The 20,200-nt window shown below is 44.0% G+C and carries 16 protein-coding genes; 8 read left to right on the top strand and 8 right to left on the bottom strand.

Going from position 1 to position 20,200, the window contains the following annotated elements; all coding sequences use genetic code 11:
- Nucleotides 1-11: 11 nt before the first annotated feature.
- From XPG1_RS08295 to XPG1_RS08285, 3 genes are read right to left on the bottom strand one after another with little or no spacing between them, the layout of a single operon-like run.
- On the bottom strand, nucleotides 12-1,079 hold the full coding sequence (locus tag XPG1_RS08295; RefSeq protein WP_045958676.1) for a pentapeptide repeat-containing protein: 1,068 nt from the start codon (nucleotides 1,077-1,079) through the stop codon (nucleotides 12-14).
- Complete coding sequence (locus XPG1_RS08290; RefSeq protein ID WP_045958675.1) at nucleotides 1,076-3,667, bottom strand: DUF2169 family type VI secretion system accessory protein; 2,592 nt, start codon at nucleotides 3,665-3,667, stop codon at nucleotides 1,076-1,078. The genes XPG1_RS08295 and XPG1_RS08290 overlap by 4 nt, the downstream gene beginning before the upstream one ends.
- A gap of 23 nt (nucleotides 3,668-3,690) precedes the next feature.
- Entirely contained in the window at nucleotides 3,691-5,865 is a 2,175-nt protein-coding gene (locus tag XPG1_RS08285; protein ID WP_045958674.1) for a type VI secretion system Vgr family protein, read from the bottom strand.
- 793 nt (nucleotides 5,866-6,658) lie between these two features.
- Here XPG1_RS08285 and XPG1_RS08280 point away from each other — a divergent pair.
- Together XPG1_RS08280 and XPG1_RS08275 are read left to right on the top strand one after the other, a co-directional pair.
- Entirely contained in the window at nucleotides 6,659-7,468 is an 810-nt protein-coding gene (locus XPG1_RS08280; protein ID WP_045958673.1) for a Thoeris anti-defense Tad2 family protein, read from the top strand.
- 509 nt (nucleotides 7,469-7,977) lie between these two features.
- Nucleotides 7,978-8,784 (top strand): Thoeris anti-defense Tad2 family protein, encoded by an 807-nt coding sequence (locus XPG1_RS08275; RefSeq protein WP_045958672.1) that lies wholly within the window; start codon nucleotides 7,978-7,980, stop codon nucleotides 8,782-8,784.
- A 297-nt stretch (nucleotides 8,785-9,081) separates the two neighbouring features.
- Here XPG1_RS08275 and XPG1_RS17520 read toward each other — a convergent pair whose 3' ends face one another.
- Nucleotides 9,082-9,372: an MFS transporter gene (locus XPG1_RS17520; protein ID WP_269450591.1), complete on the bottom strand. Its 291-nt coding sequence runs from the start codon at nucleotides 9,370-9,372 to the stop codon at nucleotides 9,082-9,084.
- Between the two features lie 348 nt (nucleotides 9,373-9,720).
- Here XPG1_RS17520 and XPG1_RS17040 point away from each other — a divergent pair, with 348 nt between their 5' ends.
- Together XPG1_RS17040 and murJ are read left to right on the top strand one after the other, a co-directional pair.
- On the top strand, nucleotides 9,721-10,212 hold the full coding sequence (locus tag XPG1_RS17040) for a GNAT family N-acetyltransferase (RefSeq protein WP_366301110.1): 492 nt from the start codon (nucleotides 9,721-9,723) through the stop codon (nucleotides 10,210-10,212).
- Nucleotides 10,213-10,298: 86 nt separating this feature from the next.
- On the top strand, nucleotides 10,299-11,834 hold the full coding sequence (gene murJ, locus XPG1_RS08260) for a murein biosynthesis integral membrane protein MurJ (protein WP_045958670.1): 1,536 nt from the start codon (nucleotides 10,299-10,301) through the stop codon (nucleotides 11,832-11,834).
- A 95-nt stretch (nucleotides 11,835-11,929) separates the two neighbouring features.
- Here murJ and argS read toward each other — a convergent pair whose 3' ends face one another.
- Nucleotides 11,930-13,660, bottom strand: a complete 1,731-nt coding sequence (gene argS / locus XPG1_RS08255; protein WP_045958669.1) for an arginine--tRNA ligase — start codon at nucleotides 13,658-13,660, stop codon at nucleotides 11,930-11,932.
- A 145-nt stretch (nucleotides 13,661-13,805) separates the two neighbouring features.
- On the opposite strand from argS, the gene XPG1_RS08250 reads away from it, so the two are divergent.
- The gene (locus XPG1_RS08250; RefSeq protein ID WP_045958668.1) at nucleotides 13,806-14,360 is read left to right on the top strand and encodes a VOC family protein; all 555 of its coding nucleotides are present in this window, start codon (nucleotides 13,806-13,808) and stop codon (nucleotides 14,358-14,360) included.
- Between the two features lie 111 nt (nucleotides 14,361-14,471).
- Nucleotides 14,472-15,221 carry a copper homeostasis protein CutC gene (cutC, locus tag XPG1_RS08245; protein WP_045958667.1) on the top strand — a complete coding sequence of 250 codons (750 nt, stop codon included), beginning with the start codon at nucleotides 14,472-14,474 and terminating at the stop codon, nucleotides 15,219-15,221.
- A 106-nt stretch (nucleotides 15,222-15,327) separates the two neighbouring features.
- On the opposite strand, the gene cmoB is transcribed toward cutC, so the two are convergent.
- The 3 genes from cmoB to XPG1_RS08230 form a co-directional block, all read right to left on the bottom strand.
- Entirely contained in the window at nucleotides 15,328-16,299 is a 972-nt protein-coding gene (gene cmoB, locus XPG1_RS08240) for a tRNA 5-methoxyuridine(34)/uridine 5-oxyacetic acid(34) synthase CmoB (RefSeq protein ID WP_045958666.1), read from the bottom strand.
- Complete coding sequence (cmoA, locus tag XPG1_RS08235) at nucleotides 16,296-17,081, bottom strand: carboxy-S-adenosyl-L-methionine synthase CmoA (protein WP_045958665.1); 786 nt, start codon at nucleotides 17,079-17,081, stop codon at nucleotides 16,296-16,298. Before cmoA ends, cmoB begins: the two co-directional genes overlap by 4 nt.
- Before the next feature lie 236 nt (nucleotides 17,082-17,317).
- The gene (locus tag XPG1_RS08230; protein WP_045958664.1) at nucleotides 17,318-17,716 is read right to left on the bottom strand and encodes an MAPEG family protein; all 399 of its coding nucleotides are present in this window, start codon (nucleotides 17,714-17,716) and stop codon (nucleotides 17,318-17,320) included.
- Between the two features lie 268 nt (nucleotides 17,717-17,984).
- Here XPG1_RS08230 and aspS point away from each other — a divergent pair, with 268 nt between their 5' ends.
- Both aspS and nudB read left to right on the top strand, forming a co-directional pair.
- Entirely contained in the window at nucleotides 17,985-19,754 is a 1,770-nt protein-coding gene (aspS, locus tag XPG1_RS08225; RefSeq protein WP_045958663.1) for an aspartate--tRNA ligase, read from the top strand.
- A complete protein-coding gene (gene nudB, locus XPG1_RS08220; RefSeq protein WP_045958662.1) occupies nucleotides 19,754-20,188 on the top strand; it encodes a dihydroneopterin triphosphate diphosphatase in 435 nt (144 codons plus the stop codon). Before aspS ends, nudB begins: the two co-directional genes overlap by 1 nt.
- Nucleotides 20,189-20,200: the final 12 nt, after the last annotated feature.

Raw genomic sequence — 20,200 nt, 5'->3', positions numbered from 1 at the left:
GATGCTCCTGATTAAATCTTGTTATGGTGCATACTCCACTCTTCCGCGGCAAACAGTTCAGGATCATTTTCCAGAATACCCTGGCGATCAGAGAACAATGTTCCAACCTGTTGAGCACGATGAAAAAGCGTTCTCGTAAAGTCAGCGGTGCGAAAATCGCTGTGGCTGACGTTTGCATAGGAAAAATCAGCGTAAGGCAGCTGACAGCCGGTGAATTGCGTATGCTCTGCCTGGACTTTATGCATGATAGCTAACCCGAGATTGCTGTGTCGGAAGTCAGCAAATGCCAGGCGGGCACCGATAAAAAGGGCTTGCTCAAACTGACTGTTTTTGCAGCAAGCCTGGGTTAAATCGGCTTCGATAAATAATGCCTGAGTTGCATTGGTATTTGAGAGTAAAGCGGCTTTTAAATGCGCTCCCTTAAAATTGCAATGCGTCAGTATGGCGTGATTGAAATTGACGGAATCAAGCTGGCTTCCCGTGAATTGACAGGCTTTAAAGGTCTGTTGGTGAAAATCTTGCTCACGCAGGTCACATTCAAAAAAAACCGTTTTTATAAATTCACTGGCGGAAAAATCAAGCGTTCGCAAATCCTGACGAAAAAAGGTCACTAAAGAAAGCTGACTATGATTCAATTTTGCTTGCGCCATTGCGGAATCAACAAAGGTTATTTGATCAAAATGGCTGTGGCTGAAATCAGCCTGTTCCAGGGAACAGGCTGAAAATTGGATATTGTTCTGTTTTGTGGCTTTAAATTGGGTTCTTTCCAAAACAGATTGATTGAATACGTTATCGGTTAAGGTACTTTGATTGAAAATGGATCGTGCCAGATTGCACTGTTCAAAAACAGTTTGCTCCAGTCTGGTTGAATTGAAAAGGGCATTTTCTGCCTGGCAATGGCTGAATACAGACTCTTTTATGCACGCATGAGAAAAATCTGCCCCGGAAAAATCCACTTCTCTGAAAATTCCCCCGGATAAATCACGTCTGATCAGGGAGATATTCCGTAAACTGATTTTTTCAATAATCTCACCCTGGCTGATTTTGTCTATTAATTCATCGGCGGTCAGTGAGCTCATACTACATCCTTATTCCGTTTAGGTAAGGTTTTGGTCCGTTTAATGTAAGCATTCGTAATTGAAGTCGAATTGCTGATAATGGATTGGGACATATCGGTACGGAATAGATTCGCTTCCTGTAATTCGGTGTTGTTGAAACTGCATTTTTGCATGACCGCACCCATAAGGTTGGCGTTATTCAATAGAGCGCCCTGAAAATCGGTTCTGATAAAGAGACTTTTTGCTGCATTGAGGTACTGCATATCGGCAAACTGGCAATTCGCCTCACTGAAGTCACTGTTATTCAGCGTGGTGGCATAGAATTTGGCTTGAACCAGCGGCATTTGACGCAAGTTACATTCTGTTAATGTCGCGTGGCTGAAATCGGCCTGATTCAGCTCACTGTTCATGGCAAATGCGCAGGTCAATAACTTAGCAGAATGAAAGCGGATACCCTTTGCTTGTGTTTCCACCCATGAACAGCTTTCTAGCGCTGCGTGATCAAAAACCGCGTGTTGCAGCTTGCATTGAATAAATGCAACTTTATTCAGCGTGGCGTGATTGAATGTCAGCGCTGGCAGTTCGAGTTCCATAAACGTGCAATCCTGCCATTGCGAATACTGGAAATCGCAATGTGTGATAAAGATCTGTTGCAGGAGCAGATCGCTAAAGGTGACATGGTTAAAGCGGCAATGATGAAAGCGGGTTTCTTGTAGCTGTGTTTCAACGAAACTGGCAGACGAAAAATCGCTTTGCTCACATTTAGCCAGTGCCAGCGTTGCATGATCGAATTTGGCTTCGCGTAATGAGGCGTTGCAAATTTCGGTTCTGGCGAGTACAGCCTCACTGAAATTGGCTTTATCCAGTTGACAGTGATTAAAGCAGGCACTTTCCAATAAAGTACGGGTGAAATTGGCACCACGTAAATCCATCTCTGACAAATCAGCGCCCGTAAAATCCATGCCCGTAAAATCCCCCCCTAATAACATGATTTGTTGTACTCGTTTTCGAATAATGAGTGACAGGTTACCGGTTAAACGCAGGGCAGGGGATTGTTTTTGTACCGAAGATAAGTACATGGTGTGTATGGATTTTTCCATCTGAGCCAGATCCTGATCACTGAGCGCCATTTGCTGCTGTTGCTGGCGTAGTGCATCCCGCATTTTATGCAGATTTTCTGGCCCTCTGGGCTGAGCCTTGGTTGTTGATTCAACATCAAGACCTTGTTCTTTCGCTCTGGCAAGCGCTTCTGTCTTTTTTAACTCCGCTTCAGCCCGTTTTTGGGCTGCAACTTGCTCCAGTTTTTCCATAAATTCGGGCAGCTCACTGAGTGTGGGCTGGGGAATTTGTTCGGTTTCAACGGGGATCAAGGTATTAATATCCTGACCATATTCCGTCAGTCGCTCTTGTTGCTGTTCACGCAGGCGTTTTTCACGATTTTTTAAATTCTGCTGTAAGGGCGACGGTGTCTCACTGATGAGCGGCTCGGTATCTACCCATGGACCGATGATGTTTTCAGGAATGAGATCTTTTTCCCGAAATGCGTAGAGTGCGCCTTTCTCTTTATCCATTCGTTGCGCAAGAACATGCAGATAATGGCTCTCTGGACGTGGATGATCAGGTAACTCGATGGCGGAAACCATGTGTAAAACATCCCTGGCATCATCTTCATTAATTTGCGTGCTGCCATGCCAAATGAGAATCATCTGTTCCAGATGGGGAAAAAACCACACAGTTGTCTGGCGCATGACCACTTCTTCAAAGATCTCTTCATCAAGGCGCAATCGCTTGATAAAACAGCGGGTATTCCATGATGGCAGCACCCCTTTTTGCAAGGGAAGGGTGGGGTGCATATTCCAAATGCGCCACTCGGCGGCTTCCGGCAGGGTGGCATTGCCCGGCCACCATTGATCTTCCGGGGCGGCATTAAATAACCGCCAATCGATATCATGAGAAAAGCCGGGAAATTCATGTTCCAGCCACGTTTTGTCGTATTTTTTCCCGATACGGGTAAAACGGCGTGGCCATTGAAAATCCAGAGGACAAAAACTGGCCGGAATTGGGGGGGCCTGCTGCGATGTTAATTGCCGTTGTGACATCAGGCGCTGCGGCATGGCCTCGATATTGGGTAAACGGTGAAGTTTTAGCCCGTTGTCCGCCTCTTCCGGGGTGAAACCGATACCATGTGGATTTTCTGCATAATTTTTTCCGCCAAACGCTCGACTCCAGTCTAATCGCATCTGAGCAAAGGGCTGGGGCTTCGAGGGCGCATCATCAATCCAATAGCGATCACCGAAAGCAAATAATGTCTTATCTAATTGCTCAATTTGAATACGAGCAGCACACGCGGTTTTATCGGCCTGATGATGGGTATAGACATTCCCGGTCGCCAGAAATTCAGCATAACGTTTGGGTATCGCCAAGTCGATAATACCATGACAGGTTTTCAATTCTTTTTCTGCCAGTTGCCAAAGCTCCGCTTCCGGGCGCAAGCGTGGCGTGGGACCCATATCCGCCAGTGCCATAATGGCAATCCCAAGGTGATTTTTTTGCAACCAACGGTAAGGTCGATAAAGTACACTCAGGCGCAGCGGTTTGATTATTTTCATTGAAATCCTGATAGAGACGCTGATTAATTGAGAATATGCAACTGGCTGGCCAATAACTTGATCCCTGCTTTGGTCACACTGACTGCTGACTGCGAGATTTTTACTGTACTGTCAGCGACATCAGTGAGTGTTTTACTGACGGCGAGGCTAGTTGCCTGGAGAGAAACCCCCGTCGTACCGACGCTAAGATTCGTCATCCCCACATTGGTGTTGGTGACGGAAGTGGCTAACTGGGTAAGGCCAATATTCAAAGCCGTTAAAGAGATAGCGCAGAATTTGGCTGAGAATATAGACTGTGGGCAATCTATCACCACATTGGTATCACTTTTAATCGTAATCAGGCTAGGGCTTGAGATCAGTGTCGTTCCGGTAATGTTCTGTACCCATTTGCCGTCAATTTTTGCGTTTAAATCGCCTTTAAGTTTGTAGGTATCTCCGCCATTGATCTCGGTTTTCCGGCCATTCTTAATGGTCTCTTGCTGACTATTGTTGATCGTTAAGGTATCTTTGCCTTTAATGGTTGTGTCATGGTTTGCTTGATAAGTAAAACTGGCATTGCCTTTTACGGTGTCTTTTTGTTCTTTTTTTATTTCAGTGGTGCGAGTGCCATCAATAGTGACATTTTTATCTTTTTCCACCGAAATATTCATATTCCGCTCGGCATGCAGATCAAATAATTCCTTCTTGGGTTCATCATCGAAAAAGAGGTAATTTGCCTGTTCGTGTTTTCCGCCTTTGGTGTTTGACATGATGCCGACCCGGGTTTCATATTTGGGCAATTCCCAGGGGGGCATATTTTCGTTGTTGTAAGTACTGCCGATGACTAAGGGTTTATCGGGATCGCCATTGACAAAACTAATAATCACTTCTTCCCCTACGCGAGGAACGCAGATATTGCCATAACGCCAGCCAGCCCATTGGGTGGCAACACGGATCCAGCAAGAGCGGGTATCATCTTTTTTTTCGTCCTTATCCCACCGGAATTTCACTTTGATACGACCGTATTTATCCGTCCATATCTGCTTATTTTTCGGGCCAGTGACAATCGCCGTTTCAAGACCCGTGACTTTTGGCCAGGGTGTGATTGGCAACGGTTTCCAGTGCGTATTAGCCGGAATAGCATCGAATTGAATGCTGTTTTTATTGAGATCTAAAAGATGATCATAGGGGTCTTCAACCAATTGACCCGTAGAGTTGTTCAGGTAAGGTTTTTCAAAAAACGTATAATGCGCCCCTGTAATCAGGTAGTCACCGTGATCGTCTCCCTTAATATCCGGCGGGAGTGATAGCGTGAAAATGTACCCGGGTGCCATGCCTAACACATTGCCTTCGCCATTAACCAACTTACTTTTCGCTTCGTGGGCTTGCTGGCGGACTTTGGCGTAAAATTGCCCTTGCTCATTTTCGACATAGTGTCCGGGCCAGATAAACATTTCTGTGTTATCCGTCGAAACAGCTGGCGTTTGAACGGCAGTATAGAGTTTTGCTCTCGGTTTACGGAAATTATAGTCATCAATACTGTAGGTATTGGGTATGGTGATACTGGAGATATTCCAGCTATAGATATATTCAGTGAGCGTTTTTGTCAGGTTATGACCCATGCTGAAATATTTAATCGTTTGATAGCCAGGCATAGATTGGTGCGCGTGAGGCGAATCAACCAAAATTAGGGTATGGTTTCCCATCTCATGTTTGAAATAATAATAAATCCCTTCATGTTCCATTAAACGATGAATAAAATCAAAGTCGGTTTCATTATGTTTAACACAATATTCCCATGTGCGATATTTTTCAACGAGTTGATTTTTAAATGAAACGCCTGCTGCCTGCAATATCTTGGCGATAATATCTGGCACGGTTTTATCTTGCCAAATACTATAACCAAGTCTTTGTTTCAATTCCCATAGTTTGGGTCTGATTATCGCCGTATAGAGATAGAGCCTATCCTCATATTTATAAAATGGCGCATAGGATATTTTTTCTATATAGCCGCTTAAATATCGGGTTGGCGTGGATTTGTTTTTTATTTCTATTGTGAGTACCGTATTATGCAAAGATATCGGGTCTGATAATCGTTTCTCACTTAATAATTGCACCTCAAATTCGTAGGCTTCTGATAATCTTTCTGTCCCTTTCAGGGATTTGAAAAGTAAAGATTTTCCTGACAATGAGCTGTGTGCGATAAATTGTCTTTCCATATGATGTCCTTACTTTTGTTTAAAGCTACCGCACATTCCTTGCAAAGCAAGGAACATACAAAAAGGGTAGGGTATCTGATAATTTCTCTGATATTGAGTTAAGCATAACAGCCATTATTTGCAATGTGTGGATACTATCCTGTTTAGGAAATGTATAATTTTATTTTATAATTTTTTACTATTTTCTTTCTTTATAATGGTATGTTGTTCTTAAATAAGATGTTTTGAAATTACAAATTTCACTAACACTCTCCGTGTGTAAAATACATTTGGTTAAGTGTATTGCGATGGGTATTTTACTTAACATTTTCATTATTATATATATTGAATAAAATGGTAAGTTAATCCAAAAACGCTGCGTATTCTGATAAGGAAAATACCTTAATCTGTTGGCGAAATTTTATCAGAAAAACATTTTTCATATGAGTCATTAGAATAAAAAATGGTTATTGTTTCTAATTAATATGCTGGTCTTCACTCGAGTTTTTACACCCTTGGCGGGTTTAAATGATGTGATTTTCTGCACGCTTTGTTGAATTTTGGTTACCTTGGTCTTAATCCCCTTTATGGAACATCAGCTATTTTGCCAGCACAAAACTTCAAATTTACAATTCAGCGAATTGCTTATTCGACCAATAGACAGGTTTTATGCGAAATTCGTTATTTCACTGTGTATTTATGACGGGCATAGGTATTCAATTGCGATAAAAATCTGGCTTAAGTAATATTAACGGGCTGTTTATGAGTAGGATGAAATGACCTTGAATTTTAACAAATAATAAGTGAGGGATTTATGTCTGAAATGAATAAGCTGGACAATACTGACCTCCAGTGTCCGTTTGATCCGGATCAATACCAAGTGAAGACTAACAGTGTTGCCCCTGTGGGGTCTTTTCCATGGGCAATCATTCAGGTGTATTTGGGCGCGGGGATGAGTCGTAGGGGCTGGGATTCTTCTGATGAATATATCAAGTTTATTCCTGGCTCGATTGGCAATGATGGAAAAAATATTCCCCCTCAAATTTGGGTCGTTGATAAAGATAATGAACAAGCGTGGACACCCACACAGGATGATTTGATGGCCTGCGACTGGGAGGAAGTGAGGGCTATCTCGGGATGTCCAGAGGGAAGTATGCTGGCTTTTGAGATTAAATTAGGCGTTCAGACTAATTATAAAAAGACTCCTTGGCGGTGGGGATATTTTGGTGTATCAGATTGGACTCGTCCCTCGGATTATTTTGGTACATTAATAGATATGCCTCTAAATAAAATAGGAATTACTGGTATCCAGAATTTTCTGTTGCAGGAAGAAAAGATAATAGGTTTGGCCGTGTTGACTGCTGATACCAGTAATGAGCAGGAGGTGAATGAATTATTGATGAAAAATTTGTATATCACTGTTGATAACAAAACTTTCAATATTGGGTCTCCAGATGGACATACATTCAAATCTGGAAATAATACGTGTTGGGTTAACTGGGCTAATATGACTAATTGGCCTGATAGTGATCCTCGTCATCGTTATGCAGAGGACATAAAAAAACTCGGTGAAATACTAAAACAAACCGGCGAAACTAAGCTTTTTTGCCTCCGGTGGGTTTAACAGTCATTTTGCTTTGAATCGAAGGTTGTGCTTCGGGGTAAATCGCTCACGTTAAAGTGAGCGGTTTTCTTTTTATGGGGATAGTGGTGTGCTTTATATCGACCATATGATAAAGTCATGTTATTTATTACAGTCTCCGATTTTATTATGAATGTATGATAAAATCATTGTGCGCTATTTAAACACCGATTATTATCAGTCAATTAAAGTCATGACTGAAACGTGACTGAAACGTGACTGAAACGTGACTGAAACGTGACTGAATAGTCACTAATCCAATTTATTGAACATCAGCTATTTTTCCAGCACAAAACTTCAAATTTACAATTCAGTGAATTGCTTATTCGACCAATAAACAGATTTTATGCGAAATTAGTTATTTTACTGTGTATTAATGACGAGTATAGGTATTAAATTGCGATAAAAATCTGGTTTAAGTAATATTAACGGACTGTTTATTAGTAGGATGAAATAACCTTAAACTTTAACAAATAATAAGTGAGGGATTTATGTCTGAAACGAATAAGCTGGACAATACTGACCTCCAGTGTCCGTTTGATCCGGATCAATACCAAACGAAGATTGACAGTGTTGCTCCCGTGGGTTCTTTTCCGTGGGCAATCATTCAGGTGTATTTGGGGGCGGGGGTGAGTCGTAGGGGCTGGGATTCTTCTGAGGAATATATCAAGCTTATTCCTGGCTCGATTGGTAATGATGGAAAAAATATTCCCCCTCAAATTTGGGTCGTTGATAAAGATAATGAACAAGTGTGGACACCCACACAGGATGATTTGACGGCCTGCGACTGGGAAGATGTGAGGGCTATCTCGGGATGTCCGGGGGGAAGTATGCTGGCTTTTGAGATTAAATTAGGCGTTAAGGCTAATAATAGTGAGACTCCTTGGCAGTGGGGATATGTTGGCGTATCAGATTGGACTGGTCCCACGAGTTATTTTGGTACATTAATAGAGATGCCTCTAAATAAAATAGGAATTACTGGTATCCAGATGTTCATGTTGCAGGAAGAAGGAAAGCAAAAGGCAATAACTTTGGCCGTGTTGACTGCTGATATCGGTAATGAGCAAGAGGTGAATGAATTATTGAAGAAAAATTTGTATATTACTGTTGATAACGAAACTTTCAATATTGGTACCCCTGGATATAAAACCAAACATGGAAATAATACATGTATGGTTTCTTGGTTTAACTGGCCTGATAGTGATCCTCGTCATCGTTATGTAGAGGACATGATAAAACTAGGTAAAATACTAAAACAAACCGGCGAAACTAAGCTTTTTTGCCTCCGATGGGTTTAACAGTCATTTTGCTTTGAATCGAAGGTTGCGCTTCGGTGTAAACCGCTCACGTTAAAGCGAGCGGTTTTCTTTATTATGGGGATAGTCGCGTGCTTTATATCGTCATATCGTCCATGTGATAAAGCTGGCCGATTTATTACAGTGACCGGTGGTGATGCAGTCACATTCAGTTCATTTGGTTTTCTGTGCTTTCAGTAGATACCAGGAGATAAAAACGACGATACCCGTTAATACGACGGTTAACCAACTGGTGATATGGATCGCGTTTGTAAAAGAATAGGCAGCAGAATCTATTAATTAAATGGCGACAGAGAAACAACGTTGTTCACGGTTCTTAAAAAGCGTGCTGATTAATGCTAATGTTGAAGGCATTAACATCGCACCGAAAAATCCAAGCATCGCTCGCCCTGCAATCAGCTGTGCTGGGGAGGTCGATAGCGCAGTTAAAACCGAAACAACCGTGAATCCTAGCGAACCAAACAATAATAAAGCGCGATAACCTATGCTTCCCATAGACACTAAGAGCCCTGCTAATACCAATGAATAAGCATCAATTACCCACAATTGTTGGCTTGCACTGGGTTTCAGCTAATGACGAAATACTGCGTGTTCATTGATTTTGATGGCACCATTCAATGACATTACTTTCACCCCTTATTATCATTATTTAAATATTGAAAAATATGTTGGCAATCAGCTTGACAAGTATAGGGTTATTTTTCTCATTTTAGTTTGACTTCATCCAAAGAATCATTAAGTTTAATTTTAATACTAAATTAAAAAGTCTGTTTAGACTAAATTAATTTTAATATTGCAGCTTTTTCAGATAAAGGAAATATAACGATTCCACTCTATTGAATGGGAGTTACCATGGAAAGTGCAAGAATAGCGTTATTCCCCCCTTCGAAGAAGTACACCGAATCTATGTAGCGAGTTATCACCAATAGTCAGACTGAGCTGGCAACGTTTTTGCCTTGGGTGACTGAGTTATTAACGTTGCAAGAGCTGGAAAACAATATACAAATCGCCATCGATAACTACCACCATTTTACCGAGGCGTTTTGGTTTAACGTCATCGAAAAGCGCAACCAGTCTTTTATCGGTGTCGTGGGGTTTATTATAAGGGATGCCGCCGTTCCTTACTTCGAATTAGGGTATTGGTTGGACACAGAAAAAACAGGCCAAGGGTACATCACTGAAGCGGTGACACTGGTCGAGCGCTACGCGTTTAATCAACCCCTCTCCATCATTGAAGATGGCACACGCCGTCAGAGGTTAGAGCGTAACACGTTTGTACATCATCGCGTATACTTGAAGGTTGTGGGTAACCTCTGGTCATCAAAAAAATTAATATCTTGTAAAATCATTTGGTTGTATGTAGATTGTCCCTTGAACCTTTTCAACTTTGAAATGAATGTAATTAATTGATATAAAAAGATATTATTTTGATTTTTTGCGTTGATATCTGTGTGTCTTTTATGTTCATTTCATAAAAATCAATGTTAGAAAATACCATGAATTTACTGAAATCACTGGCAGCGGTTAGCTCAATGACGATGTTTTCCCGCGTCCTGGGCTTTATTCGTGATGCCATTATCGCCCGTATATTTGGTGCTGGCCTGGCGACAGATGCTTTTTTCGTTGCTTTCAAATTGCCTAATTTGTTGCGCCGTATTTTTGCTGAGGGCGCTTTCTCACAAGCCTTTGTGCCTATTCTGGCTGAATATAAAAATCAGCAGGGAGATGAAGCAACCCGTACCTTTATCGCGTATGTATCAGGGATGCTGACACTGATTTTAGCGATAGTTACCGTGATAGGTGTCATTGCTGCACCCTGGATCATCTATGTAACAGCGCCGGGGTTTACCGATACACCGGATAAGTTCGCCTTAACCCGTGATCTACTCAGAATTACGTTTCCCTACATTTTTTTGATCTCATTAGCTTCTTTGGCCGGTGCGGTGCTTAATACGTGGAATCGCTTCTCTGTGCCTGCCTTTGCTCCTACATTGCTTAATATCAGCATGATCGTCTTTTCATTGTTTGTTGCACCTTATTGTCATCCTCCCGTGATGGCATTAGCCTGGGCTGTGATTGCCGGTGGTTTTTTGCAATTGATTTATCAACTTCCTCACCTGAAAAAGATAGGTATGCTGGTATTGCCTCGGATCGCTCTGCGTGATAGCGGTGTATGGCGAGTGATGCGCCAGATGGGGCCGGCTATTTTTGGGGTTTCAGTCAGTCAGATTTCATTGATTATTAATACCATTTTTGCTTCCTTTTTGATTTCTGGCTCCGTGTCATGGATGTATTACGCTGACCGATTAATGGAGTTGCCTTCGGGCGTATTGGGCGTCGCATTAGGTACTATTTTGCTGCCTTCATTGGCAAAAAGTTTTGCCAATGGGGATCATCAGGAATATCGGCGCTTAATGGATTGGGGATTGCGCCTTTGCTTTTTGTTAGCTCTGCCGTGTGCCGTTGCGTTAGGGATCTTAGCAAAACCCTTAACCGTATCACTCTTTCAATATGGCAATTTTTCTGCTTTTGATGCAGAAATGACTCAACGGGCATTAATCGCTTACTGCTTTGGTTTAATGGGATTGATTGTCGTTAAAATCCTTGCACCGGGTTTTTATGCCCGTCAGGATATTAAAACACCGGTTAAAATTGCAATTGCGACGTTGATCTTGACTCAGTTAATGAACCTCACTTTTATTGGCCCCCTGAAACATGCAGGGTTGGCACTTTCTATCGGTTTAGCTGCCTGCTTCAATGCCAGTATGCTCTATTGGCAATTGCGTAAGCGTGAGATTTTTAGACCACTGGCAGGCTGGGGTGTTTTCTTGCTGAAACTGGCTGTGGCAATTGTGGTCATGGTTGCGGTGCTATTTGCCATGTTATGGGTTATGCCTGCCTGGGAGCAGGGTAATATGGCATTGCGCCTGCTACGTTTGATGGGAGTTGTCATTGCGGGTGCTAGTAGTTATTTCGCTGTATTGGCTTTAATGGGATTTCGGCTGAAAGATTTCGCTCAGCGTGGGTTATAGTAATTAATCAGTGGCCGCTTAAGGCGTGATTGGGCGGTAATGAAGAAGGGAGGAAAAACGGGTATGAAAAATAATACCCGTTTTGCACACGGTAATTACATTCTGTCGACTGTCTGGATACCCAACGTTTCAAGGCCTTGCTTCAGGGTCTTGGCTGTCAGCAGAGCCAATTTCAGGCGGCTCTGGCGTAGTGCTTCGCTATCAGCCGTCAAAATTGGACAGTGTTCATAGAAACCTGAGAACAGACCTGCCAGATCATAGAGGTAGGCACACATTACATGAGGCGTGCCTTCGCGGGCGACAGTGGTGATCGTTTCTTCAAACTGTAACAGGCGCGTCGCAAGCGCCTGTTCACGTTCTTCGTTCAGAAGAACAGGGTGTATCAGCTCGCTTTCATCCACTTCCGCGCGCTTGAAAATAGAGTTAACGCGGGTATAAGCATATTGCATATAAGGCGCGGTATTGCCTTCAAAGGCGAGCATATTATCCCAGTCAAAGACATAGTCGGTAGTCCGGCTTTTGGATAGATCCGCATATTTCACGGCACCGATACCGACCGCATTAACGACTTTTTTCAGCTCGTCTTCTGGCATATCCGGGTTTTTCTCACGGATCAGGGCGTCCGCACGTTCAATCGCTTCATCCAGCAAATCAGATAATCTGACTGTACCACCTGCACGGGTTTTGAATGGCTTACCATCTTTACCTAACATCATGCCGAACATGTGGTGTTCAAGTGACATTGATTCAGGAATGTAGCCTGCTTTTCGTACGATGGCCCAGGCTTGCATCAAGTGTTGATGCTGGCGTGAATCGATGTAGTAAAGAACGCGGTCAGCATGCAGAACTTCATGACGATATTTGGCACAAGCGATATCCGTGGTGGTATAAAGGTAACCCCCATCTTTTTTCTGGATGATAACCCCCATCGGTTCGCCTTCTTTGTTTTTGTACTCATCAAGGTAAACGACGGTAGCCCCTTCACTCTCAACGGCAAACCCGCGCTGTTTCAAATCGGCAACCACGTCGGGCAGCATATTGTTATACAGGCTTTCACCCATGACATCTTTTTCTGTCAGCGTCACGTTCAGACGATCATAGGTTTCCTGATTCTGCGACATGGTAATATCGACCAGTTTGCGCCACATGGTACGGCAATATTCATCACCACCTTGTAGTTTGACCACGTAGTTACGGGCGCGAACCGCAAAGGCTTCATCTTCATCGTACGTTTTCTTCGCTTCACGATAGAAGGCTTCCAAATCAGCCAGTGCCATATCACTGGCATCTTCATTCTGAACTTTTTCCAGATACGCGATCAGCATGCCGAATTGTGTTCCCCAGTCACCAACATGGTTAGCGCGAATGATGTTGTGTCCCAGGAATTCGAGGGTTCGAGCTGCGGCATCGCCAATAATGGTGGAACGTATGTGGCCAATGTGCATTTGCTTGGCTACATTTGGTGCAGAATAGTCGATAACAATGGTTTGCGGTTTGACCGGTGTGATCCCCAGTTTTTCATCTTTCAGCGCCGTTTCGATATTGGCAGCAACCCATGTTTTCTCCAGAAAAATATTAATAAAACCGGGGCCTGCGATTTCGACGTTGCTGGCGATCCCTTGCAGATCCAGCAAACTGACGACTTTTTCGGCCAATTGTCGGGGGGGGATGCCCACTTTTTTGGCGGCCGCCATGACGCCATTCGCCTGGTAGTCACCAAACTGAGCCTTTGCAGATTGACGGACATGCGCTTCGCTGTCAGCCGGGGCACCCGCCGCAATCAACGCGTGGCTGATTTTTTCTGAAAGAATTGCCTGAATATTCACCGTGTTACCTTAAGTTACGCATAAAAGCCCCCGCATTTGAATGATGCAAATACTTTCAAGCGTGTGGTTTATGAGAAAATAACGGGTTTTATATCATATTCAGCATCCTGCATGCTACCATCAGCCCGCTTTGGAGGGGAAAACGATGACATATTTTTCAACAATAGCTGAATTACAGGATTTAGCGGCTGATTTGTTGCCGTTTGAACAAAAATTAAAACAGTTTGGCGAAGATCTGGGCTTAGATCTGACGCAATATTCAGCCGATCATATCTCCTTACGTTGTCATCAAACGTCAATCGCTGAGCGCTGGCGTCAGGGCTTTTTGCAATGTGGTCAACTGCTGTCTGAAAGTGTGATTAATGGTCGCCCAATCTGTTTATTTGAATTAAGGCAGCCAATAACCGTACTTGACTGGCAAATTGATTGTGTGGAGTTACCTTATCCGAGTCACAAGCACTATGTCCACGAAGGTTGGGAACATGTGGAATTGGTGTTGCCTGTTTCCCCGGAACAACTTGTACATGAAGCTTATACACGTTTACCTGATCCGTTGCCGGATGGGTGTCGAACGAAAGAGAGTCATCCGCAAGGTCAGCATGAAAGGCTACCAAATCCAACATTGGCAGTGACAAATGGTGAACTAACAATCAAATTTCACCCTTTTTCACTTAAAGAAATCATAAAAAGTGAGATCTAACAGACAATAATGATGTTTCCCCTTTAATTTCCATAGTTGATAGCTTCATTAATAAGCTATTTTAAGAGCAGAGAAGGGGATCATTGAAAGTATTTGTCTGGGGGACGTTGAATGGTCAAGCTGGAGATTTGCTGCTATAGCATCAATTGTGCGTTGGTGGCACAAAAGGCAGGCGCTGATCGGATTGAACTGTGTGCAAGCCCGTCGGAAGGTGGCGTAACACCTAGCTTCGGCGCATTGCAGCATGCACGACAGCGTTTATCAATCCCGGTGTATCCTATTGTACGGCCAAGAGGGGGGGATTTTTGTTACAGCAACCTTGATTTCGAAGTGATGAAAAATGATGTTGCCCGTATTAGTGACATGGGTTTTCCCGGTGTGGTTTTCGGCATTTTAACCGAAGAAGGCCATATTGATCGGTTGCGCATGAGGCAATTGATGTCCTTGTCAGGGAATATGGCCGTCACGTTTCATCGCGCTTTTGATATGTGTTTCAATCCGCATGTTGCTTTGGATCAATTGACCGAGTTGGGTGTACAACGTATTTTAACTTCAGGTCAGCAACAAAATGCGGAATTGGGTTTGCCGCTGTTAAAAGAGTTATTACAGGCCAGTCGGGGACCGATTATCATGCCGGGAGCGGGAGTCAGAATGAGTAATATCAGTAAATTTCTGGCGATCGGGATCTCGGAAATCCATAGTTCAGCCGGCAAGAAAAGGCCTTCTTCCATGCGATATCGAAAAGCCGGTGTCACGATGAGTTCGGATGACAGTGATGTCGATGAATATGCTTACCATTGTGTTGATGGGCCGTTAGTGGAAGCGATGAAAGGGGTCATTAGCCTGGTTCGCCGTGATTAATTCCCGGTTGCATAATTAACGATTAATAAGCTAATCATTATCAATCAGCTAATTATGCGGCCGGGGGAAAGGGTGCCTCAGTCTGTCACCTGACAAAGGCAGAAGGTTATGGTTTGCGGGCAATAAGAACCGCTCGCAACGGGGCGGGATAGCCTTCGACCGTTTTACGGTGATCATTTGGATCAAGAAAATCGATCAATGATTCCGTCTTCATCCAGGCGGTCTGGCGTTGTTCATCCGGTGTGGTGACGGTATGAACGACAATTCTGACGTCAACAAAACCACACTTTTCCAGCCAGACTTTCAACATCTTGGCGGACGGAATAAAGTAAACATTTCGCATTTGGGCATAACGTTCACCCGGAATGAGACATTGATGTTCATCACCTTCGATCACCAGGCTCTCTAAAACTAATTCGCCGTCAGAAACAAGCTGGTTTTTCAGTTGCCATAAATGGTCGAGAGGAGAGCGACGATGGTACAGTACGCCCATGGAAAACACCGTATCAAAGGCGCTTAATTTGGGTAATTGTTCGATCCCCAACGGCAGAAGGTGAGCACGTTGATCGTTGCCCAATAATTTTCTGACCGCTTCAAATTGGCAAAGGAAAAGTTGGGTTGGATCAATACCGACCACTAAATCAGCCCCTTCACCGACCATACGCCACATGTGATAACCACTGCCACAGCCAACATCAAGTACGGTTCTGCCTGCCAAAGGCGAAATATGGGGCAGGACACGATCCCATTTCCAGTCAGAACGCCATTCGGTATCAATCTCCACGCCATACAGCGAAAAAGGGCCTTTGCGCCACGGCATAAAGAGCTTCAGGATATTTTGAATGCGCGCTTTTTCGCCGTTGGACAGCTCAGGCTCATGATTCGCAATTACCCCATTTTTCAGATCAAGTTGGTTAGGATGGATTTCAGGCAGATTCTCCAGGATGTTTACCCATGAACTGAACTGGCCATGCAGGGCGTTTTTTTGCCAGTCGCTTAATTGCGCCGGCAGGCAATCCAGCCAGTGACTCAGGTGATTTTTGGCAATCAATTGATAAAAGTTACCGAAATCGATCATGCGTCCATTCCTTTTATTGCCAGCAATGAGCCAAAGTTAAAGCATTGGAACCACACTTCAACATGCTGGAATCCGGCTTTTCTAAGGCGTGATTTATGTGTTTCCACCGAGTCTGTCCGCATGACATTTTCAAGCATACTGCGTTTTTGGCTGATCTCCAGTTCGCTGTAGCCATTAGCGCGCTTGAAATCATAGTGCATGTTGAATAATAACTCGCCAATTTGATCATCTTGAAAATTGAATTTTTCAGACAAAACCAGGACGCCACCGGGCTTTAAGCCGGCATAGATTTTATCCAGCATTCTCTGGCGATCATCGGGAGGCAGGAACTGTAATGTAAAATTCAGCACGACCATGGAGGCATTTTTAATGTCAGTATCAAGGATATTTTGTTCGATGACATCAACGGGGATACTGGCCTTGAAGGCGTCAATATGGCGACGGCAGCGTTCGATCATTGCCGGTGAATTGTCGATGGCAATAATGCGACAACCGTCTGTACGGGCAGATGTCGGGTGATTGTCGGCACTCATGGCCCGACGGATTGATAGCGTGGCTGCACCCAGGGAACAACCGAGATCATAAATTTGGCTGTGGGGTGTGACAAAACGTTCTGCCAGCATCCCTATCATGGAGATGATATTGGAGTAACCGGGAATTGAGCGTTTCACCATATCAGGAAAAACTTCGGCAACACGTTCATCGAAACGCCAGTCGCCTAAATTGGCAATCGGAGCAGAGAACAGGTGATCCCGTTGGTTATGGGGTTCTTGATTAGACATAACAGCGTTGATTTTGGGAATAATAAAAAATGATGATTCTAACAGAATGCAGGAGAAGGCAGAAAGGGTAATCGATAGATAACCCCATCGCAGCAGTGAGCCGCGGTGGGGAAATAGACATTTATGATGTCAGGGTATCATAAATGAGCTTGCGATACCGGCAGCACGCAAACAGTATGCTCAGGTAATATTCAGGCCAATGATGTCCAGGGTAAAATGCGTTTATCTGCGATGAATTATGAATAGAGAGAAAAAATCTGCTCCCACGGTAGATAATAGATGTTAGTGATAATCATGATGAACATGGATATGTAAGTTGCGGCCATTCCCATACGTCGCCAGCGTATTTCCCGATGACGTAAGCCGAAATAGTGCAGCACTCTGCCGGAAAGTAATACCAACCCACAAATATGCAGCATCCAAACCGGTGTGCCATTCATCTCCATCATAATTAACAACAACATTGAAATTGGAATGTATTCAACGGCATTACCATGCACCCTAATGGCGGTTTGCAATTCATAAAAACCGCCATCACCATAGGCTACCTGATATTGCGTTCTTAATTTGACGACATCCAGAGACAGCTTAATTAACAGTAGTGCGCCCAGTACGATATAAAGCGAGCTAACCATTTTTAACTCCATTGCCTAACCCAAAATATGGCTAAATGATGATAAACCGCAAAAAGAAAACTGTCGCTATAAATCATAGTATTTGATACTAAATCCGGTGAATGTTATCGGATAGCAAAAAATTGTCTTGGCAAGAAAGACGTTATGGCCTTATCTCAGGTCAGAATTTCCAGTATAATGGCAGCCTTTTTTTGCAATTCTTCCTAAAAAGAACAATGCCAAAATTTCCGCAGCAGAAAGCATAACGAGCTGAGTAAAAGGATATTGTATGCGTACTAATTATTGTGGACAGTTGAGTCGAGTCCATGAAGGCCAGAAAGTAACCCTTTGTGGGTGGGTAAATCGTCGCCGTGATTTAGGTGGTCTGATCTTTATTGATATGCGAGATCGTGAGGGCATCGTTCAGGTATTTTTTGACCCAGACCAGAAAGAAGTCTTTGCTCAGGCTTCTGAACTGCGTAATGAGTTTTGTATCCAAATGACAGGGATTGTACGTGCGCGCCCTGATCACCAAATCAATCAAGACATGGCGACGGGCGAAATTGAAGTTTTCGCAGAAAGCCTGATGATTTTTAACCGCTCAGAGCCATTGCCACTGGACAGTAACCAGAACAACAGTGAAGAACAGCGCCTGAAATACCGCTATCTTGACCTGCGTCGCGCTGAGATGTCACAGCGTTTGAAGACACGCGCCAAAATCACCAGTTTTGTGCGTCGCTTTATGGATAATAGCGGTTTTATCGATGTTGAAACCCCGATGCTGACAAAAGCAACACCGGAAGGTGCTCGTGACTATTTAGTACCAAGCCGTGTGCATAAAGGCGAATTTTATGCTTTGCCGCAGTCGCCTCAGTTGTTCAAACAATTGTTGATGATGTCTGGTTTTGACCGTTATTACCAGATTGTCAAATGCTTCCGTGATGAAGATTTACGGGCTGATCGCCAGCCAGAATTCACTCAGATCGATGTTGAAACTTCATTTATGACCGCTGAACAAGTTCGCGAAATCATGGAAAAAATGATCCGTGAACTTTGGCTGGATGTGAAAGGGGTCGATTTAGGTCATTTCCCCGTCATGACATTCGAAGAAGCCATGCGCCGTTTTGGTTCAGATAAACCAGACCTGCGTAATCCTCTGGAGCTGGTGGATATCGCTGATCTGGTTAAAGATGTGGCGTTCTCTGTTTTTGCTGATCCGGCAAACGATCCTAAAGGCCGCGTAGCGACAATCTGTGTTCCTGGTGGTGCAGAGCTGAGCCGCAAGCAGATTGATGAGTATGGTAAATTTGTTGGCATCTACGGCGCGAAAGGGCTGGCATGGATGAAAGTCAATAACCGTGCCGCCGGCTTGGAAGGTGTACAAAGTCCGATTGCCAAATTCCTGTCCGCAGACGTGGTTGAAGGCGTGTTGTCCCGTACTCAGGCGCAAGATGGTGATATTCTGTTCTTTGGTGCTGACAAGAAGAATGTTGTCACGGATGCAATGGGCGCGCTGCGTCTGAAACTGGGGCGCGATTTGAACATCACGGATCTGGCAAGCTGGAAACCGCTTTGGGTTGTTGACTTCCCGATGTTTGAAGAGAATGGCGAAGGCGGCTTAACGGCAATGCACCATCCATTTACTTCTCCGCGTGATATGTCGGCATCTGAGCTGGAAAGCAGCCCGGAAAGTGCCATTGCAAATGCTTACGACATGGTGATCAATGGTTATGAAGTTGGTGGTGGTTCTGTCCGTATCCATCGTAATGAAATGCAGCAGGCAGTCTTCCGCATTCTGGGGATTAATGAACAGGAACAGCAAGAGAAATTTGGTTTCTTACTGAATGCCCTGAAATACGGCACGCCTCCGCATGCTGGTCTGGCTTTTGGTCTGGATCGCCTTGTTATGCTGTTGACTGATACCGATAACATTCGTGATGTTATCGCTTTCCCGAAAACAACTGCCGCCGCCTGTCTGATGACGGATGCGCCAAGTCAGGCAAGTGCGTCTGCATTGGAAGAGCTGGCGATTTCAGTGGTTAAAAAAGAGAGCAAATAATGGCCTATAAGCGCCCTGAATCTGTACTGGTCATGATTTACGCCGTTAACAGCAAAAGGGTGCTGATGTTACAACGACGGGATGATCCGGAATTCTGGCAATCTGTTACAGGTAGCCTTGAAAAGGATGAAAAACCGTGGGAGGCGGCGTTACGTGAAGTACAGGAAGAGACAGGCGTTGATATTATCAATGAAAATCTTGAACTGATAGATTGTCAACGCTGTCTTTATTATGAGATTTTCTCTCACTTACGACATCGCTATGCACCGGGGGTGACGCGGAATAAAGAGCATTGGTTCTCTCTGGCGTTACCTGAGGAGCGAGACATCTTGCTGACTGAACATCTGGCTTATCAATGGATGGCGGCGGACGAGGCTGCAACATTGACGAAGTCGTGGAGCAATCGGCAAGCAATTGAAGAATTTGTAATTTAGTCTACAAGACGT

The sequence above is a fragment of the Xenorhabdus poinarii G6 genome (genome assembly GCF_000968175.1).
In the GTDB taxonomy this organism is placed as follows: Bacteria; Pseudomonadota; Gammaproteobacteria; order Enterobacterales; family Enterobacteriaceae; genus Xenorhabdus; species Xenorhabdus poinarii.
Note: the sequence above shows the minus strand (reverse complement) of the source record. Positions and strands in the feature narration are given on the sequence as shown.

What these genes read in the sequence shown, in the direction of transcription:
- XPG1_RS08295 (WP_045958676.1), bottom strand. Translation starts at nt 1,079, where the DNA reads ATGAGCTCACTGACCGCCGATGAATTAATAGACAAAATCAGCCAGGGT.
- aspS (WP_045958663.1), top strand. Translation starts at nt 17,985, where the DNA reads ATGCGTACTAATTATTGTGGACAGTTGAGTCGAGTCCATGAAGGCCAG.
- XPG1_RS08275 (WP_045958672.1), top strand. Translation starts at nt 7,978, where the DNA reads ATGTCTGAAACGAATAAGCTGGACAATACTGACCTCCAGTGTCCGTTT.
- XPG1_RS08285 (WP_045958674.1), bottom strand. Translation starts at nt 5,865, where the DNA reads ATGGAAAGACAATTTATCGCACACAGCTCATTGTCAGGAAAATCTTTA.
- cutC (WP_045958667.1), top strand. Translation starts at nt 14,472, where the DNA reads ATGGTCAAGCTGGAGATTTGCTGCTATAGCATCAATTGTGCGTTGGTG.
- cmoA (WP_045958665.1), bottom strand. Translation starts at nt 17,081, where the DNA reads ATGTCTAATCAAGAACCCCATAACCAACGGGATCACCTGTTCTCTGCT.
- XPG1_RS08250 (WP_045958668.1), top strand. Translation starts at nt 13,806, where the DNA reads ATGACATATTTTTCAACAATAGCTGAATTACAGGATTTAGCGGCTGAT.
- XPG1_RS08230 (WP_045958664.1), bottom strand. Translation starts at nt 17,716, where the DNA reads ATGGTTAGCTCGCTTTATATCGTACTGGGCGCACTACTGTTAATTAAG.
- cmoB (WP_045958666.1), bottom strand. Translation starts at nt 16,299, where the DNA reads ATGATCGATTTCGGTAACTTTTATCAATTGATTGCCAAAAATCACCTG.
- nudB (WP_045958662.1), top strand. Translation starts at nt 19,754, where the DNA reads ATGGCCTATAAGCGCCCTGAATCTGTACTGGTCATGATTTACGCCGTT.
- XPG1_RS08290 (WP_045958675.1), bottom strand. Translation starts at nt 3,667, where the DNA reads ATGAAAATAATCAAACCGCTGCGCCTGAGTGTACTTTATCGACCTTAC.
- XPG1_RS08280 (WP_045958673.1), top strand. Translation starts at nt 6,659, where the DNA reads ATGTCTGAAATGAATAAGCTGGACAATACTGACCTCCAGTGTCCGTTT.
- murJ (WP_045958670.1), top strand. Translation starts at nt 10,299, where the DNA reads ATGAATTTACTGAAATCACTGGCAGCGGTTAGCTCAATGACGATGTTT.